The sequence below is a fragment of the Halorubrum sp. Eb13 genome, assembly GCF_002252895.1.
Lineage (GTDB): Archaea > Halobacteriota > Halobacteria > Halobacteriales > Haloferacaceae > Halorubrum.
This window is the reverse complement of record NZ_NHPE01000036.1, coordinates 1-24,777: the sequence shown is the minus strand read 5'-3', so window position 1 is coordinate 24,777 and position 24,777 is coordinate 1. Positions and strand designations below refer to the sequence as shown.

The following is a 24,777-nucleotide window of genomic DNA, read 5'->3' as shown; positions in this document are numbered from 1 at the left end:
TCGGTCCGCTCGTCGACCGACGCGGCCGGACCTCGCCGCGGGCGGCAAGGCTTGCGATCGGGCCGCCGGTGCGGAACGTTTTTATCTCGGAACGAAACTAAGTACTGGTGATGACCGCGGAGGCTCGTCTCGACGCCGCCCTCTTCCGAGGCCGACGAGCCCCGCGACCGCGACGAGGCGTCCGACCGCCGCGACCGGCTTCCGGCGCGGCGCGACGACGGGCCCCCTCGGGCCAGTAATCTTCATCCCTCGTCGCGTTCGCGCCGTTTCGTCCCGTAGAGTGACAGCTGTGTCCGCCGATAGCGTCGCCGCTGCCTTTTTCTTACTATATCTAAAGCGGTGAATTTAAGAGTGTGAACCCAGTGTACTCCTGTAATGGCAACCGTTGCACTCGCGTTCAGTGGGGGACTCGACACCACAGTCTGCGTGCCGCTGTTGAAAGAGGAGTACGGCTACGACGAGGTCATCGGCGTCAACGTCGACGTCGGGCAGCCGACCGAGGAGTTCGACGAGGCCGAGGAGACCGCCGAGGCGCTGGGGCTCGACCTCCACGTCGTCGACGCGAAAGCGGAGTTCGCGGACCTGTGTTTCGACGCGGTGAAGACGAACGCGACGTACCAGGGCTACCCGCTCGGGACCGCCCTCGCGCGCCCCGTCATCGCCGAGGCGATCCTGGGCGTCGCCGAGGATCAGGGCTGTGACGCCATCGCGCACGGCTGCACGGGGAAGGGGAACGACCAGCTCCGGTTCGAGGCCGTCTGGCGCGGCTCGGATCTGGAGGTCATCGCGCCCGTCCGCGAGCTCGGGCTCACCCGCGAGTGGGAGATCGACTACGCGGCCGAGAAGGACCTGCCCGTCGAGGCCGGCGACGGCGGCGTCTGGTCCATCGACGAGAACATCTGGTCGCGCGCGGTCGAGGGCGGCAAGCTGGAGGACCCGGACTACGAGCCGCCGGAGGACATCTACGAGTGGACCGCCGAGCCGGAGGGCGAGACCACCATCGAGGTGACGTTCGAGGAGGGCGTCCCCGTCGCCGTCGACGGCGAGGCGATGGACCCGGTGCCGCTCATCCAGCACCTCAACGAGTACGCCGGCGGCTACGGCATCGGCCGCACCGACGTGATGGAGGACCGCATGCTCGGGCTGAAGGTGCGCGAGAACTACGAGCACCCGGCCGCGACCGTCCTGCTGACGGCCCACCAGGCGCTGGAGGACCTCGTGCTCACGAAGAACGAGCGCTCGTTCAAGAAGGGGATCGAGCAGGAGTGGTCCGAGAAGGCGTACCAGGGCCTCGTGTTCGCGCCCGTCGTCGACGCCCTGAACGCCTTCGTCGACGAGACGCAGGACGTGGTGACCGGCACGGCCACGGTGAAGGTGTCGGGCGGGAACTGCCGCGTCGTCGCCCGCGACTCCGAGTACGCCGTCTACTCCGAGGAGATGGCCTCGTTCAACACCGAGGACGTCGCCGGCATCGCGCAGGCCGACGCCACGGGCGTCGCGAAGTACCACGGGCTCCAGGAGCGCCTCGCCAACGACGTGAAGGCGTCGGTGTCGAAGCCGGAACTGGCGACCGACGGGAGCGGAACCGACGGCGAGTCCGAATAGATGACCGACGACGATCCCGGCACCGCCGTCCGGCGCGACCGCTTCAGCGGCGGCCCCGCCCGCGAGTTCCTGTCGAGCCTCGCGGCCGACGCGGCCATCTTCGAGGCGGACCTCGCGGTCGACCGCGCGCACACGGTGATGCTCGCCGAGCGGGGGATCGTCGACGACGCGGTCGCCGGCGAGATCCTCGGCGCGCTCGACGACGTGGAGGCCGCCGGTCACGGCGACCTCCCGGACGGCGAGGACGTTCACGAGGCGATCGAGACGGCCGTCATCGACCGCGTCGGGCCGGACGGCGGGCGGATGCACACCGCCCGCTCGCGCAACGACGAGGTGGCGACCTGCATCCGGTACCGGCTCCGTGAGGACCTGCTCGCGGCCGCCGAGGCCACGGTCGCGCTCCGCGAGGCGCTCGTCGAGGTGGCGAGCGAGCACGCCGAGACCGTGATGCCCGGCTACACGCACCTCCAGCCGGCCCAGCCGACGACGGTCGCGCACTACCTGCTGTCGTACGAGGGCGGGGTCGCGCGCGACACCGAGCGCCTGCTCGACGCGTACGACCGGGTCAACCGGTCGCCGCTCGGCGCGGCCGCCTTCGCCGGGACGCCGTTCGATATCGACCGCGACCGCACCGCCGAGCTGCTCGGGTTCGACGGTCAGGTCCGGAACTCCACGGACGCGGCGTCGGCCCGCGACTTCCTCGCGGAGGGCGCGACCGCCTGCGCCACGCTCGCGACGACGCTGTCGGGGCTCGCGGAGGACCTCATCCTCTTCTCGAACAAGGGGTTCGTGGAGCTGTCGGACGCGTATTCGTCCACGTCGTCAATCATGCCGCAGAAGAAGAACCCCGACACGCTGGAGCTGACCCGCGGCGTCGCCGGCGACGCGATCGGGGAGGCGACGGGGACGCTGAGCCTGCTCAAGGGGCTCCCGCGCGCGTACAACCGCGATCTCCAGCGCGCCCACGCGGGCGTGTTCGAGATCGCCGACGACGTGCGGGAGGCGACCGAGGTCGCGGCGGGCGCGGTCGCGACGGCCGACTGGGACGCGGCGGCGCTCGCGGGCGCCGCGGGCGACGGCTTCTCGACGGCGACGGGGGTCGCCGACCTGCTCGCGATGAGCGGGCTGCCGTTCCGGACGGCCCACGAGATCGTCGCGACGGCCGCGGAGACGGTGGGTGACGACGACTCGCCAGACGCGGCGGCCGCAAAAGTTGACGAGGGCACTCGAAACGTGACCGGTGAGCCCCTCTCGGCGTACGTGAGCCGCGAGGAGTTGGAGTCGGCGCTCGACCCCGCGGCCAGCGTGGCGAGCCGCGACTCCGCCGGGGGACCGGCCCCCGAGGCGGTCGCCGAGGAACTCGCCGTCGTCGAGTCCGGGATCGAGGCGGACCGCGACGCGCTGGCGGCGGAGCGCGACGCGCTCGCCGCCGCGAGCGAGGCGCTGGGCGCGGAGGTCGATCGCTATGTCTGAGCCGCGACGACCGCTCGGCGTTCGTCGCCTCGGTCGGCGCCCCCCCGACCGACGTCGACGACCGTCCCCGTAAGGGGAACACATTTACTACCGAGATCTGACATCCGATCTCGATACGGCCCGATTTCGCCGAACTGCTTCCGTTAGCGGCCGATCCATTTTATGTAAACTATCCAATAAGTTCGAAGCCTTTATCACCGTTCGCAGTCGAGTGTCTGCCACGATGACGACCGACACCGACACGCTGCTGGCAGAGGACCCGATCACGGGCGAGGAGATCGAGCTTCCGGCCGACGTCGAGGTCGGCGAGATCATCGACAGCCCGGTCACCGGGACCGAGCTGGAGGTCATCTCGCTGGACCCCGTCGTGTTAGAGGAGGCCCCCGAACTCGAGGAGGACTGGGGCGAGTAGATGGCGACGATCGCCGCGACCGCGACTCCCGAGTGGTCGACATGCGCGTAGGGATCCTCTACTCCCGGATCCGGAAGGACGAGAAGCTCCTGCTCAACGAGCTCCGCGACCGGGACCACGACGTCGAGAAGATCGACGTACGCAAGGAGCGGTTCGGCCTGGAGTCGACGACCGCGAACGTCGACGGCCTCGATCTGGTCGTCGACCGCTGCCTGTCGACGAGCCGCTCGCTGTACGCGGCGCGGTTCCTCGACAGCTACGGCGTCCCGGTCGTGAACGGCCCGGAGACGGGCGACGTCTGCGCCGACAAGGCGAAGAACTCGCTCGCGCTCGCCGAGGCGGACGTCCCGACCCCGGCGACCGAGGTCGCGTTCACGAAGGAGGCCGCGCTGGAGGCGATCGAGTCGTTCGGCTACCCCTGCGTGCTCAAGCCCGTCGTCGGCTCGTGGGGCCGGCTGATGGCGAAGATCGACACCCGGGACGCGGCCGAGGCGATCTTAGAGCACAAGGAGACGCTCGGCCACTACGAGCACAAGGTGTTCTACGTGCAGGAGTTCGTCGACAAGCCCGGCCGCGACATCCGCGTGCTGGCGGTCGACAGCGAGCCGATAGCCGCGATGACTCGGTCGTCTGACCACTGGCTCACGAACGCCGCGAAGGGCGGCGAGACGGCGTCGTTCGACCTCGACGACCGCGCGCTGGAACTGGTCGAGCGCGCGAGCGAGGCGGTCGGCGGCGGGATGCTCGGTGTCGACCTGATGGAGGTCGGCGGGACCGACTCCGGCGAGTACACCGTCCACGAGGTGAACCACACCGTCGAGTTCAAGGCGCTCGACGCGGCCACCGACGTCGACGTCCCCGCGGAAGTCGTCGACTGGCTGGAGGCGAAGGCCGCCGCGGCCGCCGACGGCGACGCCGCGGACGACGACGCCACGGAGGCGACCGCATGACGGCGGAGTCCGGAGCGACCGCCGCGGACGACGCGACGCCCGACGAGACGTACACCGCGAGCGTCGTCGGCGGCACCGGGTTCACCGGCGGCGAGCTGCTGCGGCTCCTCGCCGGCCACCCCGCGTTCGACGTGGTGCAGGCCACGTCGCGGTCGGCGGACAACATGACCGTCGGCCGGTCGCATCCGAACCTGCGCGGACTCGACCTGCGCTTCTCGGACCCGGGCGACCTCGAGTCGGTCGACGTCCTCTTCTCGGCGACGCCGCACGGCGTCTCGATGGGGCGGATCGACGAGTACTTCGAGGTCGCCGACACCGTCGTCGACCTCTCGGCCGACTTCCGGCTGCCCGAGGCCGACGCCTACGACGAGTGGTACGACGGCCACGAGTCGCCGGAGTACCTGGAGCGCGCGGAGTACGCGCTCCCCGAGATCAACCGCGAGAACCTCCCCGGCGCCGACCTGATCGCCGGCGGGGGCTGCAACGCGGCGGCGACGATCCTCGGGCTGAAGCCGCTCGTGGACGCCGGTGCGCTCGGCCCGGACGCGGGCGAGGTCGTCGTCGACGTGAAGGTCGGCTCCTCGGAGGGCGGCGCCGGCGGCGGCGCGGCCTCCTCGCACCCGGAGCGCTCCGGCGTGGTCCGCCCGTACGCCCCGACCGGACACCGCCACGAGGCGGAGATCGAGGCGTACCTCGGACTCGACGTCTCCTTCACCGTCCACGCGGTCGACATGGTGCGCGGCGCGAGCGCGACCTGCCACGTCTTCCCCGACGAGCCGGTCTCGAAGGGGGACCTGTGGACGGCGTACCGCGGCGCGTACGCCGACGAGCCGTTCATGCGGATCGTCTCCGGCGGGGGCGGCGTCTACCGTTACCCAGAGCCGAAGTCGGTCGCGGGCACGAACCACGGCGAAGTCGGCTTCGAGCTCGACCCCGGCAACCGGCGCGTCGTCGTCTTCTCGGCGATCGACAACATGACCAAGGGGTCGGCGGGCCAGGCGGTCCACGCGGCGAACGTCGCGCTCGGACTGCCGGAGACCGCCGGTCTCGAGTTCGGGGGACTCCACCCGGTGGGATCGCCATGAGGGGCGGGCGCGACGCGACGGTCGCGGTCGCCGACGGCGGGGGCGACCCCGCCGACGAGCCCCCCGTCGTCGTCAAGATCGGCGGCGCGAAGGCGGTCGACCCGGCCGGCGCGGTCGGCGACGTCGCCCGCCTCGCCGCCGACGGGCGGCGGATCGTCGTCGTCCACGGCGGCTCCACGGTCGTCGACGAGACGATCGAGCGGCTCGGCATGGAGCCGGAGTACGTCGAGTCCGCCTCCGGCGTCACGGGCCGGTTCACCGACGCGGACGCGATGGAGGCGTTCACGATGGCGATGGCCGGGAAGCTCAACACGGAGCTGACCGCCCGGTTCCGCGAGGCCGGCGTCGACGCGGTCGGCCTCTCGGGCGTCGACGGCGGGCTCCTCTCTGGGCCTCGCAAGTCGGCGGTCCGCGTGGTCGAGGACGGCAAGAAGAAGATCCGCCGCGGCGAGCACTCCGGGCGGATCGAGTCGGTGAACGCCGGTCTCCTCTCGGGACTGCTCGGCGACGGCTACACTCCCGTCGTCTCGCCCCCGATGGAGGGGAGAGAGAGCGACGGCGGCGTCACGCCGGTCAACGCCGACGCCGACCGGGCGGCCGCCGCGGTCGCCGGCGCGCTCGGCGCCGACCTCGTCCTGCTGACGGACGTGGCGGGCGTGTACGCGGACCCCGACGACCCCGACACGCTGATCGAGTCGGCGTCGACGCCCGACGATCTGGCGGCGGTCGAGGACGCCGCCGAGGGGTTCATGGGCAAGAAGGTGATGGCCGCGACGGAGGCGCTCTCCGGCGGCGCCGGGCGCGTCGTCGTCGCCGACGCCAACGTCAACGACCCGATCGTCGCCGCGCTCGGCGGCGAGGGGACGGCGATCGAGCGGTCGGCGGTCGCAGATCAGGCCGAGAGCGGAGGCGAGACCGCGTGAGCGGCTTCGTCTTCTCGGAGAAGCCGATCGAGATCGCCTCGGGCGACGAGGTGTACGTCACGGACACCAACGGCACCGAGTACCTCGACTTCGGGGCGAGCTACGCCTGCACGCCGGTCGGTCACTGCCACCCCGAGGTCGTCGACGCCGCGACGAGCCAGCTGGAAGAGCTCATGTACGTGCAGGCGTCGTACCCGCACGCGGCGCGGACGGCGCTGTACGAGCGGCTCGCCGAGACTGGGCCGGTCGACGTCGACAACGTCTGGCTCTGTAACTCCGGCACGGAGGCCAACGAGGCCGCGCTGAAGTTCGCCCGGCACGCGACGGGCCGCGAGAAGATCGTCGCGACGACCCAGGGGTTCCACGGTCGGACGATGGGCGCGCTCGCGACCACCTGGAAACAGAAGTATAAGAACGGGTTCGAGCCGCTCGCGGGCGGCGTCGAGTTCGTCGAGTACGGCGACGCCGAGGCGATGCGCGAGGCCGTCGACGACGAGACCGCCGCGGTGATCCTGGAACCCCTCCAGGGCGAAGGCGGGATCAACCCCGCCGACACCGAGTACCTGCAGGCGGTCCGCGTCGCGACGGCGACGTCGGGCGCGGCGATGATCCTCGACGAGATCCAGACCGGACTCGGCCGCACGGGGTCGCTATGGGCGGCCGATAAGCACGACGTCGTCCCGGACGTCCTCACGACCGCGAAGGGGCTCGGCAGCGGGCTCCCGATCGGCGCGACGCTGTGCCGCGACTGGATCGCCGAGGACGCCGGGAACCACGGCTCGACGTTCTCGGGCGGGCCCGTGGTGTCGGCGGCGGCAGGCGCCACGCTCGACGTCATCGAGCGCGAGGGGCTCCCGGACCACGCCGCCGAGGTCGGCGCGTACCTCCGCGGGCAGGTCGAGGAGCGCCTCGGCGACGAGGTCCGCGACGTGCGCGGCGACGGCCTGATGATCGGCATCGAGGTGAAGCGCGGCTCGAACCGCCTGCTTCGCGACCTCGCGATCGACCACCAGATCCTCGCGCTGCCGGCGGGCCGGACCGTGTTGCGCCTGCTCCCGCCGCTGACGATCGAGCGCGAGCACGCCGACGCGGTCGTCGACGCCCTCGCGGAGGTGATCGGGTGATGGCGACCGGGAAGGGACGCGAGAGCGGCGCGGAGTCGGACGCCGAGGACGCGGCGGCCGAGTCGTCCGCGGCCGGGACCGACGTCGTCGCCGGCGGGGGCTACCCCGCCGCCTGCGACACGCCGGCCCGGAAGCTGCTGTACGACATGGTGTCGATCCCCTCGCCCTCGGGCGAAGAGGAGCGGGCCGCGGAGCGGCTCGTCGACTTCTTCGAGGCGAACGGTCGGGACGCGTGGGTCGACGACGGCGGGAACGTCCGGGCGCCCGCCGACGACGCCGTCCTCCTGACCTCGCACGTCGACACGGTCCCGGGCGACATCCCGGTCGAGGTGCGGGCGTCGCCCCCCGAAGGCGAACTGCCCGAACCGTCCGACGTCCGCGTCGGCAAGCCCGGCGAGCCCGTGCTGTGGGGTCGCGGGGCGGTCGACGCGACGGGACCGCTGGTCTCGATGGCGGTCGCGGCGGTGAAGACGGGCGTCTCGTTCGCGGGCGTCGTCCGCGAGGAGGTCGACTCCGGCGGCGCGAGACACCTCATCGACGACCGCGACGCGCCGGAGGCGGTGATCAACGGCGAGCCCTCCGGCTGGGCCGGGATCACACTCGGCTACCGCGGCCTGCTTGAGGGGACGTACGTGAACACGAGCGAGTCGGGCCACTCCTCGCGGCCGGAGCCGAACGCGATCCAGCACGCGATCGACTGGTGGCACGGCGTCGAGGAGGCGTTCACCCCCGAGGACCCGGAGACCGCGGTGTTCGATCAGGTGACGACCAAGCCCATCTCGATCGACGGCGGGCTGAGCGACGACGGGCTCGCGGTGGAGACGACGATGGACGTCCAACTGCGGGTGCCGCCCTCCCGACCGGTCGACGAGATCCACGAGCTCGCGGAGGCGGAGCTGTCGACCGGGTCGGTCCACTGGGGCGACCCGATGCCGCCCGTGATGGAGAGCCCGCGGACCGGCCTGGCGCGGGCGTTCCGCGTCGCGATCCGGGGCGCCGGCGGCGACGTGCGCCTGCTCCGGAAGACCGGGACGAGCGACATGAACCTCTTCGCGGCGGCGTGGGACTGCCCGATGGTCACCTACGGCCCCGGGAACTCGGACCTGGACCACGCGCCGGACGAGCGGCTCCCGCTCTCCGAGCTGGACCGCGCCGTGACCGTCCTGACCGACGTCTGTCGGAAGCGACTGTGACCTGACGCCTCGCGAGCACCGACACGCGACCGTTTTCGAACGACACCACGGACCACACGCACCACACACCACACGATGCCACTCGCCACCGACGACTTCCTCGACATCGACGACGTGACGCCCGCCGAACTGGACGCCCTGCTCGACCGCGCCGCCGCGATGAAGGCGGGCGAGACCGACCCCCGACTGGGCGACGCGACGCTCGGGATGATCTTCGAGAAGCCCTCGACGCGCACGCGGGTCTCCTTCGAGACGGGGATGACCCGGCTCGGCGGCCACGCGATGTTCCTCGGGCCGGACGACATCCAGCTCGGCCACGGTGAGCCGCTGAAGGACACCGCGCGCGTGCTCGGCCGGTACGTCGACGGCGTGATGGCCCGGCTGTTCGACCACGAGGACGTCGAGACGCTCGCCGAGTACGCCGACTGCCCCGTGATCAACGGGCTCACCGACGAGGCGCACCCCTGCCAGACGCTCGCCGACCTGCTCACCATCCGCGAGACGGTCGGAGAGGACGCCACCGTCGCGTGGGTCGGCGACGGCAACAACGTCGGGCAGTCGTTCGTCGTCGGCGCCGCGATGGCCGGCGTCGACGTCTCCGTCGCCACCCCAGCCGACTACGGGATGGACCCCGACGTCTTCGACCGCGCCGCCGAGTTCGGGGCGGACGTGGAGCCGACCACGGACCCCGAGGCCGCGATCGACGGCGCCGACGTCGTCTACACCGACGTGTGGATCTCGATGGGGCAGGAGGACCTGCGCGAGGAGAAGCTCGCCGCCTTCGACGGGTTCCAGCTGAACGCGGACCTGCTGGCGGGCACCGACGCGAAGGTGATGCACTGCCTGCCCGCGCACCGCGGCGAGGAGGTCACCGACGACGTGCTGGAGTCAGACCGCGCCCTCGTCTGGGACCAGGCGGAGAACCGGATGCACGCGCAGAACGCGCTGCTCGTCGAACTGCTCGGCGGGGAGTGAGGAGGAGCGGAAGCCGAGCGTGGCACAGGACTATTGATAAGTGATGTGCGGTGGCGCGTGCCTGCGAGCGCCCCACGGCCGCGAGCAGCACGCACGAGGGAGGCGGCGAACGTAGTGAGCCGCGGGGTAGGGGGGCGTGAGGTACGGGGCGGTGCAGTCGGGTGAGACTCAAGCAGACAGCGGCGAGGACGAGGCGCAACGAATGAGATTGCTGGCGGTCAAACCAAGAGATCAGCCACTGGTTTCTCGCCATTGCGCTGGTCGAACCCGGTTGCCAGAGCCGGTCTGTGCAGCCGAAAATTCGTTAAGCGATTTACCAAACGCTCCTCTATCACCGAATCGGGTGAAAGCCGGGTATCCACCGGTTAGCACGTTTCTAACAGCGGGCGTTCTCTGAACGCTCCGATTAGCTTAAGACGGATAGGTGCACAATTGAGGTTCTTATCACATGAATTATCTGATGAAGTGTCAAATAATTATATAATGTGCGACAGTGTCGTTTGTTAACATGGTAGAACAGCTATCAGGGCGAGTGGCAGCTTCGCACGAATGGGGCGAACTCGAGCTACCGTCGGCAGCATCCGACCGGGTCGTGCTCGCGTCGATCGACACGTACGCCGGCCACAACACCGCCGACGTCCGCATGCGGAACGCCGAGTCCGAGACGATGGAGCTGTTCGTCGAGGAGGAGCGGTCGGCGGACGACGAGATCAGACACAACGTCGAAGAGATCGGCTTCTTCGCGACCGAGGCCGGCCCGATTACTGACCAATCGGGGACGACCATCGGCGAGGCCGGAGTCGTCACGACCGACCAGACCGACGAGGGCGAGTGGCACACCGTTAGCCTAGAACGGGAATTCACGAGCCCGGTCGCGTTCGCGCAGGTGATGAGCTACAACGGCTCGGACCCGTGTCACGTCCGGCTCCGATCGGTCAGCGGCGGCTACGGTTCCGAGTTCGAGTTCCAGATTGAGGAGTGGAATTACCTCGACGGCCAGCACACCACCGAGCGGATCGGGTACGTCGTGCTGGAGTGGGGGACCCACCAGCTCGACGGCGGCGTCCCGCTCGTGGTCGGGACGAGGTCCGAGACGGATGCCTGGTCGGACGCCCTCTTCGGCGAGGACCTCGGAACAGACCCGGTACTCATTACGCGGTGTCAGACCCGGAACGGAGCTCATGAGGTCGTCACGCGGAATCGCCGCGTCTCCGGGTCCGGTGCGGCGGTCCGGCTGCAGGAGGAGGAGGCACGCGGCGGCGCCCACGTGAGCGAGACGGTCGGCTACCTCGCGATGCCGCAGCTCCGCTCGGCGATGCCCGCCGAGCACGTCGCTACCACGCACGAGAGAGCGGGCGTCCGGTTCTCCGGAGCCAGACCGTCCGACCCCGTCGTGATCGCATCGATCGACACCTACAACGGGACGAATACCGCCGACGCCCGGCTGCGGAACGTCAGACGGGGCGGGATGGAGGTGTTCGTCGAGGAGGAGCAGTCCGCAGACGACGAGATGAACCACAACGAGGAGGCGATCGGCTACCTCAGGACCGGGACCGGACCGCTGTACGACGACGCCGGCGCCCGGATCGGCGAAGCGGGCGTGCTCAGAACCGACCAGCCGGGGCGCGGAGAGTGGCATGCGGTCGATCTCGAGGGGAGCTACGCGAACCCGGTCGCGTTCGTGCAGGTGATGAGCCACAACGGTTCGAACCCGTGTCACGGCCGCATCCGAAACGTCTCCGCGGACCGGTTCGAGTTCCAGATCGAGGAGTGGGATTACCTCGACGGCCGACACGACGAAGAGGAGATCGGGTACGTCGTGCTCGAGGAAGGCGTCCACGACCTCGCCGGCGGTGAGACCGTCGAGGTCGGGACGACACGGGGCGACGACGGCTGGACGAACGTCGGCTTCAGCGGCCCGGTCGGACACAGCCCGGTCTTGGTGTCGCGATCGCAGACGTATAACGGGACGAACGAGATCGTCACGCGACACCGGAACGTGTCGGCGAGCGGCGCGGAGATCCGCGTGCAGGAAGAACAGGGTCGTGACGATGAACACAAAACCGAGACGATAGGATACGTCGCCGCACCGCGGAGCACGCCCCCTGTCACGACGGGGCTCGTGGAGGCGACCGAGGAATGGGTCGACAGCAGCCTAGCCGGCGTGCCGTCGACCGACCCGGTAGCGCTCGCATCGGTCGAGACGTTCAACGGCGGTAATCCTGTGGGGGTTCGGATGCGCAACGTCGGCTCCAGCGGGTTCGAGCTGTTCCTCGAGGAGGAGCAGTCCGCTGACGACGACATGGCTCACACGATCGAGGACGTCGCGATCTTCGCGACAGCCAGTGGGCGGATCCACGACGACGCCGACACGCTCATCGGCGAGGCCGGCGTACTCGCGACAGACCAACCCGATCGTGAGACGTGGCACACCGTGTCTCTCGATGGCAGTTACGCGAACCCGGTCGCGTTCGCGCAACTCATGACGTACAACGGGGAGAACCCGTCGCACACCCGCATACGGAACGTCGACTCGGGCTCGTTCGACGTCAAGATCGAGGAGTGGAACTACCTCGACGGCAGCCACGATCGAGAGGAGATCGGGTACGTCGTACTCGAGGAAGGCGTCCACGAACTCGAGGGCGACCTCCCGATCGAGGCCGGCACCACGGTCGCGGACCACGAGTTCGACGACGACGAGGACAACAACGACTACTCGTACGCCGAGACGTTCGAGTGCAACCCGGTCCTCGTCAGTCACTGCCAGACGTACAACGGATGGCACGAAATCGTCACGCGAAATCGCAATGTGAACAGGCGCGGCGCCGATGTCCGGGTTCAAGAGGAGGAGAACCGCGACGGCGCCCACAACGACGAGACGATCGGCTACTTAGTCGCGCCGCAGCTCGTGCTCGGCAATCGCCGCCCGATCGACGAGTTCCGGCCGAGCTGTCACGGCTTCGAATTCGGCAACTCGTTCAACGAGATGCCGAACATCCCGGATCTGCCGGCGAACATCGACAACCAGATCGAGAACATCGACCGAGAGTACGGGCTGTGCGGCGGAATGGCGCTGGCCGCCAAGGACTTCTTCATGCACGACCGGGCGATTCCGGAGGGAGTAAGGACGCCCCAGTCCGGTCGGCTGTTCAACTACCTCTGGGAGCGCCAGCTCGATACGTTCGACCACGCCAGCGGATGGAACGACCTCGCGAAGTTCCTCAAGTTCTACCTCCCGTCGACGTTCACACGCGCCAAGTCCGTCTCGGAGTTCCGCCGGGTGAAGGACGCGCTCGACACCGGCCGGCCCGTCGTGGTCGGACTCGTGTACGTCCGCGCGGGTGACGGCCAACTCTGGGACAACCACCAGGTGCTCGCGTACGACTACACGGAGTCGGGCGGCAAGACGTATATCAATATCTACGACCCGAATCACCCCGGCGCTAACGACGTCGTCATCCGCGTCGACGTCGAGGATCAGAACTGGTACGACCCGGCGCCCGGCGGTGCCAAGATCAGCGCCGAACAGCGGCGCGGTAACACCAAACAGCACAACGTCATCGGGATGATCTACATGGACAAGCCGGCACAGAACCCGCCACAGAGCCTGTGAGATCGAGCCGCACGGGGCGGCGGCAAACCGACTGAACCGGATCTCAAGGGGCATCGGGCCCCACCGGTCACGGCTCCGTAAGCGACGGGAGCTCACCGACGTATCCCAGCCTCTCCCCCTTCGTCGATCGCGAATCAGCCATCGGAGAGCACGTCGACCGTGTCGTTTGGCGCCTCCAAGGCGATACCGACGAGGAGCGACCGCGTCCAGAGATAGGCGACGTCCGGGACTTATCTTCGGACTTTGCCTGATCGAACTTGCGAGTGATTCCGTCTGACACGCGCGCACCGTGTTCGCGTTCGACCGACACTAGGGATTCAGTACCGAAACCGATCCACCGTATGGGGGTACTAACGAGGCCAGAAATTCGAACCGCGATCTAGTTCCCGGTCCAGCGCAGTATCGCGAGCGTCCCCTCGTACAGGGCGATCATCGTGAGCGTCACGATGATCGGCGCCATCCCGGTCGGGTCGGGGCTGAACAGGAACGCGATCCCGAGGAACGCCCCCCAGAACAGCAGGCGCTTCGCCTCCAGCCACTGCCGGGTGACGAGGTTCATCATGATCGCGAGCATGATGAACAGCGGGATCTGGAAGACGATCGCCATGAACGCGAGCATGATGACGATGAGGTTGAACGTCTCCGCGAGCCCGAACGCGATCGTCGCGGCGTCGGAGGTGTAGGTGGTGAAATACGAGAAGATGGCCGGCAACACGAGGAAGTGCGCGAACGCGATGCCGATCCCGCCGAGAATGAGGCTCGTCGGGACCGCCGCGAGGTAGTAGCGCCGCTCGTTCTCGTAGAGGCCGGGCTTCATGAACCGGTAGGTCTGGTAGACGAACGCCGGGAGCCCGACGACGACGCCCGCGAGCCCGGCGACCTTCAGCCGCGTGAGCGGGAGTTCGAGGGGGCCGTACAGCCGCGGGCGGTTCTCCAGCGGCGCGGGGATGTGGTAGCTCCAGAAGTAGTTGATGAGCTCCGTCGACTCCGTCACCACGACGAGCGTCGCGAGCCCGCCGAAGAGGAAGACGACGGCGAGCCGCCGCATCATCTCCTCGATGTGGGCCGCCAGCGGCATCTCCTCGTCCGACTCCGGCGCCTCTAACCCCTCGAAGGAGTCGTCGGCGCCGTCGTCCACGATCGTCGCGTCCTCGACCGCACCGGCCGCGGCCGCGTCCTCGGCCGTCGCCGGCGTCCCGCCGTCGCCGAGGCTCTCCGCGGTCGCGGCGTCGTCGTCGGGGACGAAGGACGGATCGTCGGGGTCCTCGCTCTCGTCTCGCTCGCCCGTCTCACCGGTGGCGTCGTCAGCGCCGTCGGTCCCGCTCCCGTCTTCGTCGTCGGTCGCATCGGCGTCCTCGGCCGCGTCGCCGGCCTCGTCCGTGTCCGAGGCCCCGTCGACTTCGGGCGTGACTTCCGGGGACACCCCGGGCTCGACGGAGTCCGTCCCGACGGAGTCCGGCTCGTCTCCGCCCGCGTCGGTGCCGCCGCCGTCGCTGGTGGCGTCGTCGACCGAGCCGTCCTCGGGGGCCGATGGCTCGTCGCGCGACCGGTCCGAGTCGTCCATTCACTTCACCTACGCGACCGGGCGACTATAGGCCTTTTCGGATGGAGCCGAGCGCGACCCCGCGGCTCGCGGCGCGCGGGGCGGGTCGAAAAGGTTGATAACGGGGACGGACATCCCCTTTCGTATGGCGAGTGCCCTCGACGAGGATACCCAGCAGTCGCTCGCGGAGGGACGCGAGTCGGCGAAGGCGTTCCTGCGGTCGATCCAGAAGGACCTTCAGAAGGTGTTCGTCGTCTTCCTGCTGGGTTTCCTCGCGACGTTCTGGGCGCTCCGCACGTACATCTGGGAGTTCCTGTACACCGTCACCAAGTCGAACATGTCGCCCGCGGTCGCCGCCGAGGCCGACGTCATCGCGACCACCCCGTTCGAGGTGATCCTCCTCCAGGCGAAGATCGGACTGATCGTCGGCGCTATCGTCGCGATCCCGCCGCTGATCTACGTCTCCCGCGACGAGCTCCGCGCCCGCGGCGCGTGGCCGCAGTCGCCGATCCCGCGCTGGAAGCTCGCGGGGATCGGCCTCCTCGGCGTCGGACTGTTCAGCGTCGGCGTCGGCTACGGGGTGTACGCGTTCTTCCCGATCATGTTCTCCTTCCTGGCCGGCTTCGGGCTGGAGGCGGGGATCCAGCCGACGTACTCCATCGTCATGTGGACGGAGTTCATCGTCTTCCTCTCGCTGTCGTTCGGCCTCGCCGGTCAGATGCCGCTCCTGATCACCGGGCTCTCGTACTCGGGGATCGTCCAGTACGAGACGTTCCGCGACAAGTGGCGCTACGCGGTCGTCGCCATCTTCGTCTTCGGCGCGGTGTTCTCGCCGCCGGACCCGTTCACGCAGCTGATGTGGGCGTTCCCGCTGATCGCCCTCTACGGCTTCAGCCTCTACCTCGCGAAGCTCGTCGTGACGGCCCAGCGGAGCTCCGACCGCATCGACGTGCTCGGCGCGGCCCGGAACCACTGGAACGTCGTCGGCGGCGCGGCCGTCCTCGGCGGCGGGCTCGTGTACGCCTTCTACGAGTACGGCGGTCGGACCGCGGTCAACGACCTCCTCCGGCTGGTCAACAGCGACTGGCGGTTCCTCGAACCGGGCGCCGGCCTCGGCGTCGACACCGCGACCGCCGCGGGGATCTACGCCGCCGTCTGGGCGCTGGTGTTCGTCGCCGTCGCGACGCTGTGGGCCGTCTACGCCGACCTCGACACGACGAGCGCGGGGTACCAGTACGGCGATCCGGCCGCGATCGACGTGGGCGAACTCGACGCCGCGGGCGTCCGGGCCGCGCCCGCCGCCGCCTTCGCGGAGATGGACGAAGAGGAGTCGCTCGCGCTCGCGCAGGCCGCCATCGACGACGACGACCCGACGAAGGCGCAGGCGATCCTCGACCGCTTCGACGAGGTGAACGGGGACGGCGACGGCGGAGACGAGAGCGCCGACGGCGACGAGAGCGGCGACGCCGACGCGACCGGGTCGGGCGGGACCGGCGGCGCGGGCGGCGGCGACCAAGGCGGGCTGATGGGGACGATGCAGGACCGGACCTCGCGCGCGAGTTCGACGTTCCTCTCCGAGCTCACCGACGGCGAGGAGGAGGAGGCCGAAGACGACATCGGGGGGTACTACACCGACCTCAAGTTCATCTTCGACTCGCTGCGCTCGCGGTCGTTCCGGCTCGTCGCCGTCTTCGGTTCGGTGATGGCGGCGGCGTTCACGTGGCTGTACCTCGGCGGGCTCGAGACGGTGCGCAACGACCTCGAACGGCGCGTCCCGGCCGAGGTCGAGGGCGGGATCAACATCATCACGCTCCACCCCGTCGAGGCGCTGATCTTCATGGTGAAGTTCTCGATACTGCTGGGGATCGTCGCGGTGTTCCCGGTCGCGCTCTACTACGCGTGGCCGTCCCTCCGCGAGCGCGGCTTCGTCGCCGGACGGATCTGGAAGGTGTACCTCTGGGCGGGCGCACTGCTCGGCGGACTCCTCGGCGGCTTCGCGCTCGGGTACGCCTACATCGCGCCGGGGCTCATCGGCTGGCTCGTGACGGACGCGCGGCTCGCGGACATGGTGATAACCTACCAGGTGAGCGACTTCCTCTGGCTCGTCGTCTACACGACGATCGGGATCGGCTTCCTCGCCGACATCCCCATCGCCATGATCCTGCTGAACAACGCCGGCGTCCCCTACCGCGTCTTCCGGAGCCGCTGGCGCGAGGTCACCGTCGGGATCATGCTGTTCGCGGCGGTGTTCACCCCCGCGGACGTGATCACGATGATCCTCGCGACGCTCCCGCTGATGGCGGCGTACGGGGTCGGCGTCGGCCTGCTGTTCCTCGTCACGTTCGGCGGGCGCCGGAACCTCTCGCCGCCCTCGCGGGTCATCGAGCCCTGACCGGCGCTGGCGTCGGGGGTAGCTGAGCGCGGGCGTCGGGTAGCTGGGCGCGGGCGTCAAGGGTAGCTGAGCGCGGCCGTCGAGGCCGACCGAGCGCGGGTACCGCGGCCCGCGAGACCGAGCGAGGCGCCGCCGCGACCGACGAGTATTCCCGCGCGCGCACGTTATGAGCGGACGAAATGAGTAAGGACTACATCGAGGTCCGCGGCGCCGAGGAACACAACCTCAAGGACCTCGACGTCCGGATCCCGCGCGAGGAGTTCACCGTCGTCACCGGGCTCTCCGGGTCGGGGAAGTCGTCGCTCGCGTTCGACACGGTGTACGCCGAGGGACAGCGCCGGTATATCGAGTCGCTGTCGGCGTACGCCCGTAACTTCCTCGGGCAGATGGACAAGCCGCAGGTGGAAGCCGTCGAGGGGCTCTCGCCCGCGATCTCCATCGACCAGAAGAACGCCGCGAACAACCCCCGCTCGACCGTGGGAACCGTCACCGAGCTGCACGACTACCTCCGACTGCTGTACGCCCGGATCGGGACCCAGTACGACCCCGTCACCGGCGAAGAGGTCGGCGAGCAGTCCGCGCAGGATATGGTGAGCCCGATCCTCGAACTGCCCGAGGGGACCCGCGCGAAGATCGCCGCGCCGGTCGTCCGCGACCAGAAGGGCGCCTTCGAGGAGCTGTTCGAGGAGCTGGTTTCTGACGGGTACGCCCGCGTCGAGGTCGACGGCGAGCCCGTCGACCTGACGCTCGACGACCCCGAGCTCGACCAGAACTACGACCACACCATCGACGTGATCGTCGACCGCGTGACCGTCTCGCCAGACGCTCGCTCGCGGATCACCGACTCCGTGGAGACCGCCTTGGAGGAGGCCGGCGGCGCGCTCAAGCTGATCGTCCCGGAGCCGCCGGCGGACGTCCCCTTCGCCTCCAACACGCGCTCGACCGGGTCGCTCGCCGAGGACGCCGACGGCGACGACCGACTGGTCGTCGAGTTCTCCGAGGAGCTCGGCAACCCCAACTCCGACTTCCAGTTCTCCGAGATCGAGACGCGCTCGTTCTCCTTTAACAGTCCGTACGGTGCCTGTCCCGAGTGCGAGGGGATCGGCTCCACGAAGGAGGTCGACGAGGACCTCGTAATCGACGACCCCTCGAAGCCGCTCAAACACGTCTTCGAGCCGTGGAGCTACGACCGCACCTACTACTCCCGGCAGCTCGACAACGTCGCCGACCACTTCGGCGTCTCGCTTGAGACGCCCTTCGAGGCGCTCGACGAGGCGATCCGGCGGCAGTTCCTCTACGGCACCGACGGCCTCGTCCACTTCGAGTGGAGAACGAAGAACGGCACCCGCGAGAAGACCGAGCGGTTCGAGGGCGTCATCCCGAACTTAGAGCGACGCCACGTCGAGACCGACTCCGAGCGCGCCCGCGACCACATCGAGGAGTTCATGGCCGTGACGACGTGCCCGGAGTGCGAGGGCACCCGTCTGAAAGAGCAGTCGCGCCACGTGCTCGTCGACGGCACGCCGATCACCGAAGTGAACCAAATGTCGATCGCCGACGCCCGGGCGCACTTCGAGGGGATGGAAGACCGGCTCGGCGAGCGCGACACGACGATCGCCGAGGAGATCTTAAAAGAGATCCGCGCGCGTCTCGGCTTCATGGAGGAAGTCGGCTTGGAGTACCTCACGCTCGACCGCGAGGCGTCGACGCTCTCCGGCGGCGAGAGCCAGCGCATCCGGCTCGCGACGCAGGTCGGCTCCGGGCTCGTCGGGGTGCTGTACGTCCTCGACGAGCCGTCGATCGGGCTCCACCAGCGCGACAACGACCGTCTGCTCGACACGCTCACCGGGCTCCGCGACCTCGGGAACACCCTCGTCGTCGTCGAGCACGACGAGGAGACGATGCGCCGCGCGGACGAGATCATCGACATGGGGCCCGGCCCCGGTAAGCGCGGCGGCGAGGTGGTCGCGCAGGGCGACTTCGACGACATCGTCGCGGCCGACGAGTCGGTCACCGCCGACTACCTCGCGGGCCGAGAAGAGATCCCGGTGCCCGAGGAGCGCCGCGAGCCGGACGGCGAACTGACCGTGCGGGGCGCCCGCCAGCACAACCTCACGGACCTCGACGTATCGATCCCGCTGGGCACGCTGACGACCGTCACGGGCGTCTCCGGCTCCGGGAAGTCGACGCTGGTCCACGACGTCCTTTATAAGGGGCTCGCCCGCGAGATGAACGACAACACTTCGGTCGACCCCGGCGAGCACGACGCGATCGAGGGGATCGAGAACGTCGAGACGGTGCGGCTCATCGACCAGTCGCCCATCGGGCGGACGCCGCGCTCGAACCCCGCGACGTACACCGACGTGTTCGACTACGTCCGCGAGCTGTTCGCGGAGACGAAGCTCTCCAAGCGCCGCGGCTACGAGAAGGGTCGCTTCTCGTTCAACGTGAAGGGCGGGCGCTGCGAGGAGTGCGGCGGCCAGGGGACCGTGAAGATCGAGATGAACTTCCTCTCGGACGTGTACGTCCCCTGCGAGCAGTGCGGGGGGGCGCGCTACAACGACGAGACGCTCGACGTCACGTATAAGGGCGCGACCATCTCCGACGTGCTCGACATGAGCGTCGAGGAGGCGTACGACTTCTTCGAGAGCCACCAGGGGCTCCAGCGCCGCCTGAAACTGCTGAAAGACGTCGGGCTCGGCTACATGGAGCTCGGTCAGCCCTCCACCACGCTCTCGGGCGGGGAGGCCCAACGCGTGAAGCTCGCCGAGGAGCTCGGCAAGAAGGCGACGGGGGACACCCTCTACCTCCTCGACGAGCCGACGACGGGGCTCCACAAGGAAGACGAGCGCAAGCTGATCGACGTGCTCCACCGCCTCGTCGACGGCGGCAACACCGTGGTCGTCATCGAGCACGAGCTCGACTTGGTGAAGAACGCCGACCGCATCGTCGACCTCGGGCCCGAGGGCGGCGAGGGCGGCGGCGAACTCGTCGCCAGCGGGACCCCGGAGGCCGTGGCCCGCGAGGACGACTCTCACACGGGGCGGTACCTCCGGGATCTGCTCCCCGACGTCGACATCGCCGGGCCGCGCGACGACCGTCGGAAGCCCGCGGCCGCGGACGACGACTGAGCGTCGGAGCGCCGAAGGGCGCGCGGGCGTCTCTGCGGTGAGATTCCGGGCGAAATTGGGAAAATCGTTTTGTTTCAACTATCCGTGGTGTCCCGGTATGGAACGACGTTCGTTCCTCTCTGCGGGCGGCGTAGCGGTCCTCGCGCTCGCGGCCGGACGCACCTCCATCGCCGGCGGCGTCGACGCCGACGGTCCCACGACGGTCGTCGAGGAGTACTACCGGCGGGCGAGCGCGGCCGGAGACACCGAGGCCTTCGCGGACGACATCCGCGACCTCGCGCACGGCGCGTCTCCGCTCTCGCGTCTCGCCGAGGACGTGCCGATGGCGTTCGACGCCACTCTCCGCCAGGAGCTCGCGGACGCGGCGGTCGTCGCGGAGGACGTCTCGGCCGACCGGATCCGGTCGATCTCCGACTTCCTCGCCGCGTCGCTCGACGATACGGAGGTCGAATCGATCGCGGCGGAGAACGCCGTCGTCTCGGCGATCGTCGCGGACGACGGGGTCGACGGCGGCGAGTTCGAGCTCCGGTGGCTGGTCGCGACCGACGACGACGAGTGGCGGCTCGTGTGGCCCGGCGAACCCGAGGGGCCGGCGGCGGTCGTCAGGGAGTTCTACCGTCGGGCCGAGGCGGCCGAGAGCGCCGAGGCGTTCGCGGACGACGTCGACGAGCTCTCCCACCCCGTCTCACCGCTGTCCGACGTGGCGGCGGACGTTCCGGGCTTCTTCGACGGGGCTCGGCGACAGGACCTCGCCGACGCCGAGGTCGTCTCGAGGGACGTCGGCGCCGAGCGAATCAGGGGCGTCTCCGACTTCTTCAACGCCTGGGTGGACGACGAGGCCGTCGAGGCGATCGCCGCGGAGAACGCCGTCGTTGCGGTGACCCTCGACGGCGACCGGAGCGCGAACGGCACCGAGTTGGAGTGGCTCGTCGCGACCGCCGGCGACGAGTGGCGCCTCGTCTGGCTCTGAACGGTCCCGCCGAGTCGGTCGCGGGTCGTCGGCCGGCGCCGGCGATACCGGTCATCGGGCGACCCGACCTGTGAGCGACCCGCATCTTGATACCTCGGCACGCCGTCGCTCCGACCGATGCGAGAGATAACGACAGACGACGTGCCGGAGGCCCTCGGCCCGTACTCGCAGGGGATCGTCTCCGGCGACACGGTCCACGTCTCGGGGAAGACGGGCGTGGACCCCGACACGGGCGAGGCGCCCGAATCGGTCGCCGAACAGACGACGCAGACGCTCGAAAACGTCGCCGCGATACTGGAGGCGGCCGGGACGACGCCGGACCGCATCGTGTCGGCGACCGCCTACCTCACCGACATGGACGACTACGACGCGGTGAACGAGGCGTACCGGTCGTTCCTCTCGGAGCCGTACCCGGCGCGGACCTGCGTCGAGGTGTCCCGGCTCCCCGCGCCGCTCGACGTCGAGATCACGGTCACGGCGGAGCTGGGCGACGACTGAGGACGACCGCTCCCTGGTCAGAACTTCTCCAGTAAGTCCCCGTAGAACTCGGTGTCGCGGTCGCCGGCGAGCTTCTCGACGATGAGCTCCGGGGTCGACCGCGCGAGGTGTCCTTTCCGCGGGGAGCGGTTCACCCGCAGTTCGCCGTCGACGAGCCCCTCGGCCTCGATCCCGTCGACGGCGACGTCGAAGTCGGCCGCGTCGCGGATCTCGCGGGCGAGGTGGGAGACGAAGACGGCGGTCGCGTTCTGCCCGTCGAGCGCCTCCAGGATGCCCGCGATGATCTTCGCGGAGGCGCCGGGCTCGGTGATCGACTCCAGTTCGTCGACGAGGACGAGCCGACCGTCGGCGCCCTCGACGAGGTCGCCGAAGTCGCGGAGAGTCGCCTCGAACGCGCCCGCGTCGAGGGTGCCCTGCGACTTCGCGTAGTAGTGGATCTCCTCGAAGCGCTCGACCGTCGCCGACGCGGCGGGGACGGGCATCCCCATCTGGGCGAGCACGACCACGAGCGCCACGAGGTCCAGCGTGGACGTCTTCCCGCCGGAGTTGACCCCGGAGAGGAGCGTCGCGCCAGACACCGCGTAGTCGACCGGCTCGGCGTCGGCGAAGTCGACGTCGAGGAGGGGGGAGCGACCGCCCTCGATCCGGAAGCCCGAGTCGGACGACTCGGGACCGACCACCTCGGGCAGGACGCAGTCGAAGTCGGCGGCGAACCGCGCGATCGCGAGCTCCACGTCGAGTTCGAGGGCGTCCCGGACGAGGTCCTCGACGGGCTCGCGGAGCTCGCCGAGGTCGCTCGCCAGCTCGGCCTTCAGCCGGGCCGCGCGCCGGTCGCGCGCGGCGGTCAATTCGTTCTTGAGCCGGGAGACGGCCGTTTCGTCGTGGTCGACCGGAAACGAGGGGTCGCCGCCGAAGACGCGGTCTGCGAGCTCCGCCTCCTCGGGCGCCAGACGGAGCGCGTCGGCGAGGTGCTCGCGGGCGCGGGCCATCGCCTCGTCGTACTCGTCGGCGAGCTCGCGGTCAAGCAGGGAGTCGACGCGGGCGCCCTGCTCGACTAAGGAGAGGAAGTCGGTCCCCTCGATCGTCACGTCTCGCTCGCGGATCGCCTCTCGGAGGCGGTCGTCGGCGACCGACTCCGCGGTCGACACCGCGGCGTCGAGGTCGTCGACGGCGGCTGTCAGTCGGGTCAGCTCCTCGTCGCCCACGACGGTTCCGTCGTCGTCGAGCCGGGCGAGGGCGTCGCGGAGACGGTCTGGGTCCGCGGCGGGATCGCCGTCAGAGACGGGGTCGCCCGCGGTCGCGGCCGCCTCGTGGACCGCCGCGGCCGCCTCCAGCCGCTCGCGGTTCGCGGCGAAGAAGGAGAGCAGGCGCTCGGGCACGGTCTCGGCGGGCTCATCGAGCGCGTTCGGGCGAACGTGGACGTCGCCCTCGACGTCGAGCCCCGCGAACTCCTCGTCGAGGACGATCACGGTCGCGTACGACCGGGCGAGCTCGGAGACGTCGCGGGCGTTCTCGACGGTCTCGACCGACAGCTCCGGGGCGGCGGACTCCGCGCGGGCGAGCGTCTCGGCGTCGGCGGTCGCGAGACAGCGGTCTCGCACCCGGACCGTCGGCGGGTCGGCGAGGGGCTCGACGCCGGCGAGCGCCTCGCGGACCGCGGGGACGGGATCGCGCTCGATCGCCGCCTCGACGAACGACTGCGCCTCCTCGATCCGCGAGGCGGACGCGCTCGGATAAAAGGTCTCCAGCCGCTTGGCGGCGTAGTCGGTGACGGTGCGCTCGCGCAGCAGGTCGATCGCCTCTCGGTACACCTCGCGGGCGCGGTCGGTCGCCAGCACGCGGCCGTCGTCGCCGTGTCGCCGGCGGATCGCGCCGCGGGCGATCCGGGCCGCGCGGGCCTCGTTGACGCCGGGCGCGCGGGCGATCGCGGCGACGTCTCCCGACTCGACGGTCCCGGCGGGATCGTCGAGGTCGCGCAGCGCGTCCGCCGTTTTCGCCCCGACGCCGGGGATCGCCTCCAGATCCATCTACTCGCCGCTATCGCGGCGACGCGCAAAAGGATGGGGGGTCGCGATCCCGTCTCCGCGCCGCGGCCGACGCGCTTTTTCCCGCCGCCCGCGAACGCGGGGCCATGAGCCATCACACCCTCGCCGCCGACGGGGACGCGCTCGACCCGGAGACGGCGGCGAAGGCGGCGGCCGCCCGCGACGCCCTCGCCGAGCGCGACGGGGTCCTCGTCGCCTTCTCGGGCGGCGTCGACTCCGCGGTCGTCGCCGCGCTCGCGCGCGACGCCCTCGGCGACGACGCGGTCGCCTGCACGGCGCGGAGCGAGACCCTGCCCGCCGCGGAGCTCGACGACGCGAATCGAGTCGCGGGCGAGATCGGGATCCGCCACGAGACGGTCACCTTCTCCGAGCTCGACGACCCGAACTTCGTCGCCAACGACGGCGACCGGTGTTACCACTGCCGCACCATGCGGCTCGGCCGAATGTACGATGCGGCCAAGGAGCTGGGCATCGGCACCGTCTGCGACGGGACCAACGCCGACGACCCCGGCGAGGGGCATCGCCCCGGCCTGCGGGCGGTCGAGGAGCTGGACGTGTTCTCGCCGCTGTTGGACGCCGGGATTTCGAAGGCGGAGGTGCGGGCGATCGCGGACGCGTACGGTCTGTCGGTCGCCGACAAGCCGTCGATGGCGTGTCTCTCCTCGCGGATCCCGACCGGGCTGGAGGTGACGGAGGAGCGTCTCACTCGGGTGGAGAAGGCCGAGCGAGTGCTCCGCGAGTGGGGGTTCGAGGGGTTCCGCGTCCGCGACCACGACGGGCTGGCGCGCGTCGAGATCGCGCCGGACGAGTTGGAGCGCGCGCTCGACCCCGCGTTCGCCGACGCG

At 69.7% G+C, this 24,777-nt stretch carries 17 protein-coding genes; 15 read left to right on the top strand and 2 right to left on the bottom strand.

Annotated features, from left to right (window positions below; genetic code table 11):
* The first annotated feature begins 375 nt into the window (after positions 1-375).
* The 10 genes from DJ75_RS04175 to DJ75_RS04130 all read left to right on the top strand — a co-directional run bounded on the left by DJ75_RS04175 (position 376) and on the right by DJ75_RS04130 (position 13,353).
* Positions 376-1,605 carry an argininosuccinate synthase gene (locus DJ75_RS04175; protein WP_094522834.1) on the top strand — a complete coding sequence of 410 codons (1,230 nt, stop codon included), beginning with the start codon at positions 376-378 and terminating at the stop codon, positions 1,603-1,605.
* A complete protein-coding gene (gene argH, locus DJ75_RS04170) occupies positions 1,606-3,078 on the top strand; it encodes an argininosuccinate lyase (protein WP_094522832.1) in 1,473 nt (490 codons plus the stop codon).
* A gap of 223 nt (positions 3,079-3,301) precedes the next feature.
* Positions 3,302-3,490, top strand: a complete 189-nt coding sequence (gene lysW / locus DJ75_RS04165; RefSeq protein WP_094522830.1) for a lysine biosynthesis protein LysW — start codon at positions 3,302-3,304, stop codon at positions 3,488-3,490.
* A gap of 41 nt (positions 3,491-3,531) precedes the next feature.
* Positions 3,532-4,440 (top strand): lysine biosynthesis protein LysX, encoded by a 909-nt coding sequence (gene lysX, locus DJ75_RS04160; RefSeq protein WP_094522874.1) that lies wholly within the window; start codon positions 3,532-3,534, stop codon positions 4,438-4,440.
* The gene (gene argC / locus DJ75_RS04155; protein WP_094522828.1) at positions 4,437-5,525 is read left to right on the top strand and encodes an N-acetyl-gamma-glutamyl-phosphate reductase; all 1,089 of its coding nucleotides are present in this window, start codon (positions 4,437-4,439) and stop codon (positions 5,523-5,525) included. The genes lysX and argC overlap by 4 nt, the downstream gene beginning before the upstream one ends.
* Positions 5,522-6,448, top strand: a complete 927-nt coding sequence (locus DJ75_RS04150; RefSeq protein ID WP_094522826.1) for an acetylglutamate/acetylaminoadipate kinase — start codon at positions 5,522-5,524, stop codon at positions 6,446-6,448. Before argC ends, DJ75_RS04150 begins: the two co-directional genes overlap by 4 nt.
* Positions 6,445-7,572 carry an aspartate aminotransferase family protein gene (locus DJ75_RS04145; protein WP_094522824.1) on the top strand — a complete coding sequence of 376 codons (1,128 nt, stop codon included), beginning with the start codon at positions 6,445-6,447 and terminating at the stop codon, positions 7,570-7,572. The genes DJ75_RS04150 and DJ75_RS04145 overlap by 4 nt, the downstream gene beginning before the upstream one ends.
* On the top strand, positions 7,572-8,765 hold the full coding sequence (locus tag DJ75_RS04140; protein WP_094522822.1) for a [LysW]-lysine hydrolase: 1,194 nt from the start codon (positions 7,572-7,574) through the stop codon (positions 8,763-8,765). The genes DJ75_RS04145 and DJ75_RS04140 overlap by 1 nt, the downstream gene beginning before the upstream one ends.
* A 75-nt stretch (positions 8,766-8,840) precedes the next feature.
* Positions 8,841-9,740 carry an ornithine carbamoyltransferase gene (gene argF, locus DJ75_RS04135; RefSeq protein ID WP_094522820.1) on the top strand — a complete coding sequence of 300 codons (900 nt, stop codon included), beginning with the start codon at positions 8,841-8,843 and terminating at the stop codon, positions 9,738-9,740.
* A gap of 508 nt (positions 9,741-10,248) precedes the next feature.
* On the top strand, positions 10,249-13,353 hold the full coding sequence (locus DJ75_RS04130; RefSeq protein ID WP_094522818.1) for a hypothetical protein: 3,105 nt from the start codon (positions 10,249-10,251) through the stop codon (positions 13,351-13,353).
* 379 nt (positions 13,354-13,732) lie between these two features.
* Here DJ75_RS04130 and DJ75_RS04125 read toward each other — a convergent pair whose 3' ends face one another.
* Positions 13,733-14,917, bottom strand: a complete 1,185-nt coding sequence (locus tag DJ75_RS04125; protein WP_094522816.1) for a twin-arginine translocase subunit TatC — start codon at positions 14,915-14,917, stop codon at positions 13,733-13,735.
* A 124-nt stretch (positions 14,918-15,041) separates the two neighbouring features.
* Here DJ75_RS04125 and DJ75_RS04120 point away from each other — a divergent pair, with 124 nt between their 5' ends.
* From DJ75_RS04120 to DJ75_RS04105, 4 genes are all read left to right on the top strand, one after another.
* Positions 15,042-17,288, top strand: a complete 2,247-nt coding sequence (locus tag DJ75_RS04120) for a twin-arginine translocase subunit TatC (protein WP_094522814.1) — start codon at positions 15,042-15,044, stop codon at positions 17,286-17,288.
* A 179-nt stretch (positions 17,289-17,467) separates the two neighbouring features.
* Entirely contained in the window at positions 17,468-20,419 is a 2,952-nt protein-coding gene (gene uvrA, locus DJ75_RS04115) for an excinuclease ABC subunit UvrA (RefSeq protein ID WP_094522812.1), read from the top strand.
* Positions 20,420-20,516: 97 nt separating this feature from the next.
* Entirely contained in the window at positions 20,517-21,389 is an 873-nt protein-coding gene (locus DJ75_RS04110; protein WP_094522810.1) for a hypothetical protein, read from the top strand.
* 117 nt (positions 21,390-21,506) lie between these two features.
* Complete coding sequence (locus DJ75_RS04105; protein ID WP_094522808.1) at positions 21,507-21,887, top strand: RidA family protein; 381 nt, start codon at positions 21,507-21,509, stop codon at positions 21,885-21,887.
* Positions 21,888-21,904: 17 nt separating this feature from the next.
* Here the strand turns inward: DJ75_RS04105 and DJ75_RS04100 are convergent, their stop codons facing one another.
* Positions 21,905-23,914 (bottom strand): helix-hairpin-helix domain-containing protein, encoded by a 2,010-nt coding sequence (locus DJ75_RS04100; protein ID WP_094522806.1) that lies wholly within the window; start codon positions 23,912-23,914, stop codon positions 21,905-21,907.
* Between the two features lie 104 nt (positions 23,915-24,018).
* On the opposite strand from DJ75_RS04100, the gene larE reads away from it, so the two are divergent.
* A partial coding sequence (larE, locus tag DJ75_RS04095) for an ATP-dependent sacrificial sulfur transferase LarE (RefSeq protein WP_094522804.1) occupies positions 24,019-24,777 on the top strand: 759 nt, incomplete at its 3' end.

Coding starts and splice junctions, on each gene's coding strand:
- argH (WP_094522832.1), top strand. CDS start 1,606: ATGACCGACGACGATCCCGGCACCGCCGTCCGGCGCGACCGCTTCAGC.
- DJ75_RS04175 (WP_094522834.1), top strand. CDS start 376: ATGGCAACCGTTGCACTCGCGTTCAGTGGGGGACTCGACACCACAGTC.
- DJ75_RS04150 (WP_094522826.1), top strand. CDS start 5,522: ATGAGGGGCGGGCGCGACGCGACGGTCGCGGTCGCCGACGGCGGGGGC.
- DJ75_RS04125 (WP_094522816.1), bottom strand. CDS start 14,917: ATGGACGACTCGGACCGGTCGCGCGACGAGCCATCGGCCCCCGAGGAC.
- uvrA (WP_094522812.1), top strand. CDS start 17,468: ATGAGTAAGGACTACATCGAGGTCCGCGGCGCCGAGGAACACAACCTC.
- lysW (WP_094522830.1), top strand. CDS start 3,302: ATGACGACCGACACCGACACGCTGCTGGCAGAGGACCCGATCACGGGC.
- argF (WP_094522820.1), top strand. CDS start 8,841: ATGCCACTCGCCACCGACGACTTCCTCGACATCGACGACGTGACGCCC.
- DJ75_RS04120 (WP_094522814.1), top strand. CDS start 15,042: ATGGCGAGTGCCCTCGACGAGGATACCCAGCAGTCGCTCGCGGAGGGA.
- DJ75_RS04105 (WP_094522808.1), top strand. CDS start 21,507: ATGCGAGAGATAACGACAGACGACGTGCCGGAGGCCCTCGGCCCGTAC.
- DJ75_RS04100 (WP_094522806.1), bottom strand. CDS start 23,914: ATGGATCTGGAGGCGATCCCCGGCGTCGGGGCGAAAACGGCGGACGCG.
- lysX (WP_094522874.1), top strand. CDS start 3,532: ATGCGCGTAGGGATCCTCTACTCCCGGATCCGGAAGGACGAGAAGCTC.
- DJ75_RS04140 (WP_094522822.1), top strand. CDS start 7,572: ATGGCGACCGGGAAGGGACGCGAGAGCGGCGCGGAGTCGGACGCCGAG.
- argC (WP_094522828.1), top strand. CDS start 4,437: ATGACGGCGGAGTCCGGAGCGACCGCCGCGGACGACGCGACGCCCGAC.
- DJ75_RS04110 (WP_094522810.1), top strand. CDS start 20,517: ATGGAACGACGTTCGTTCCTCTCTGCGGGCGGCGTAGCGGTCCTCGCG.
- DJ75_RS04130 (WP_094522818.1), top strand. CDS start 10,249: ATGGTAGAACAGCTATCAGGGCGAGTGGCAGCTTCGCACGAATGGGGC.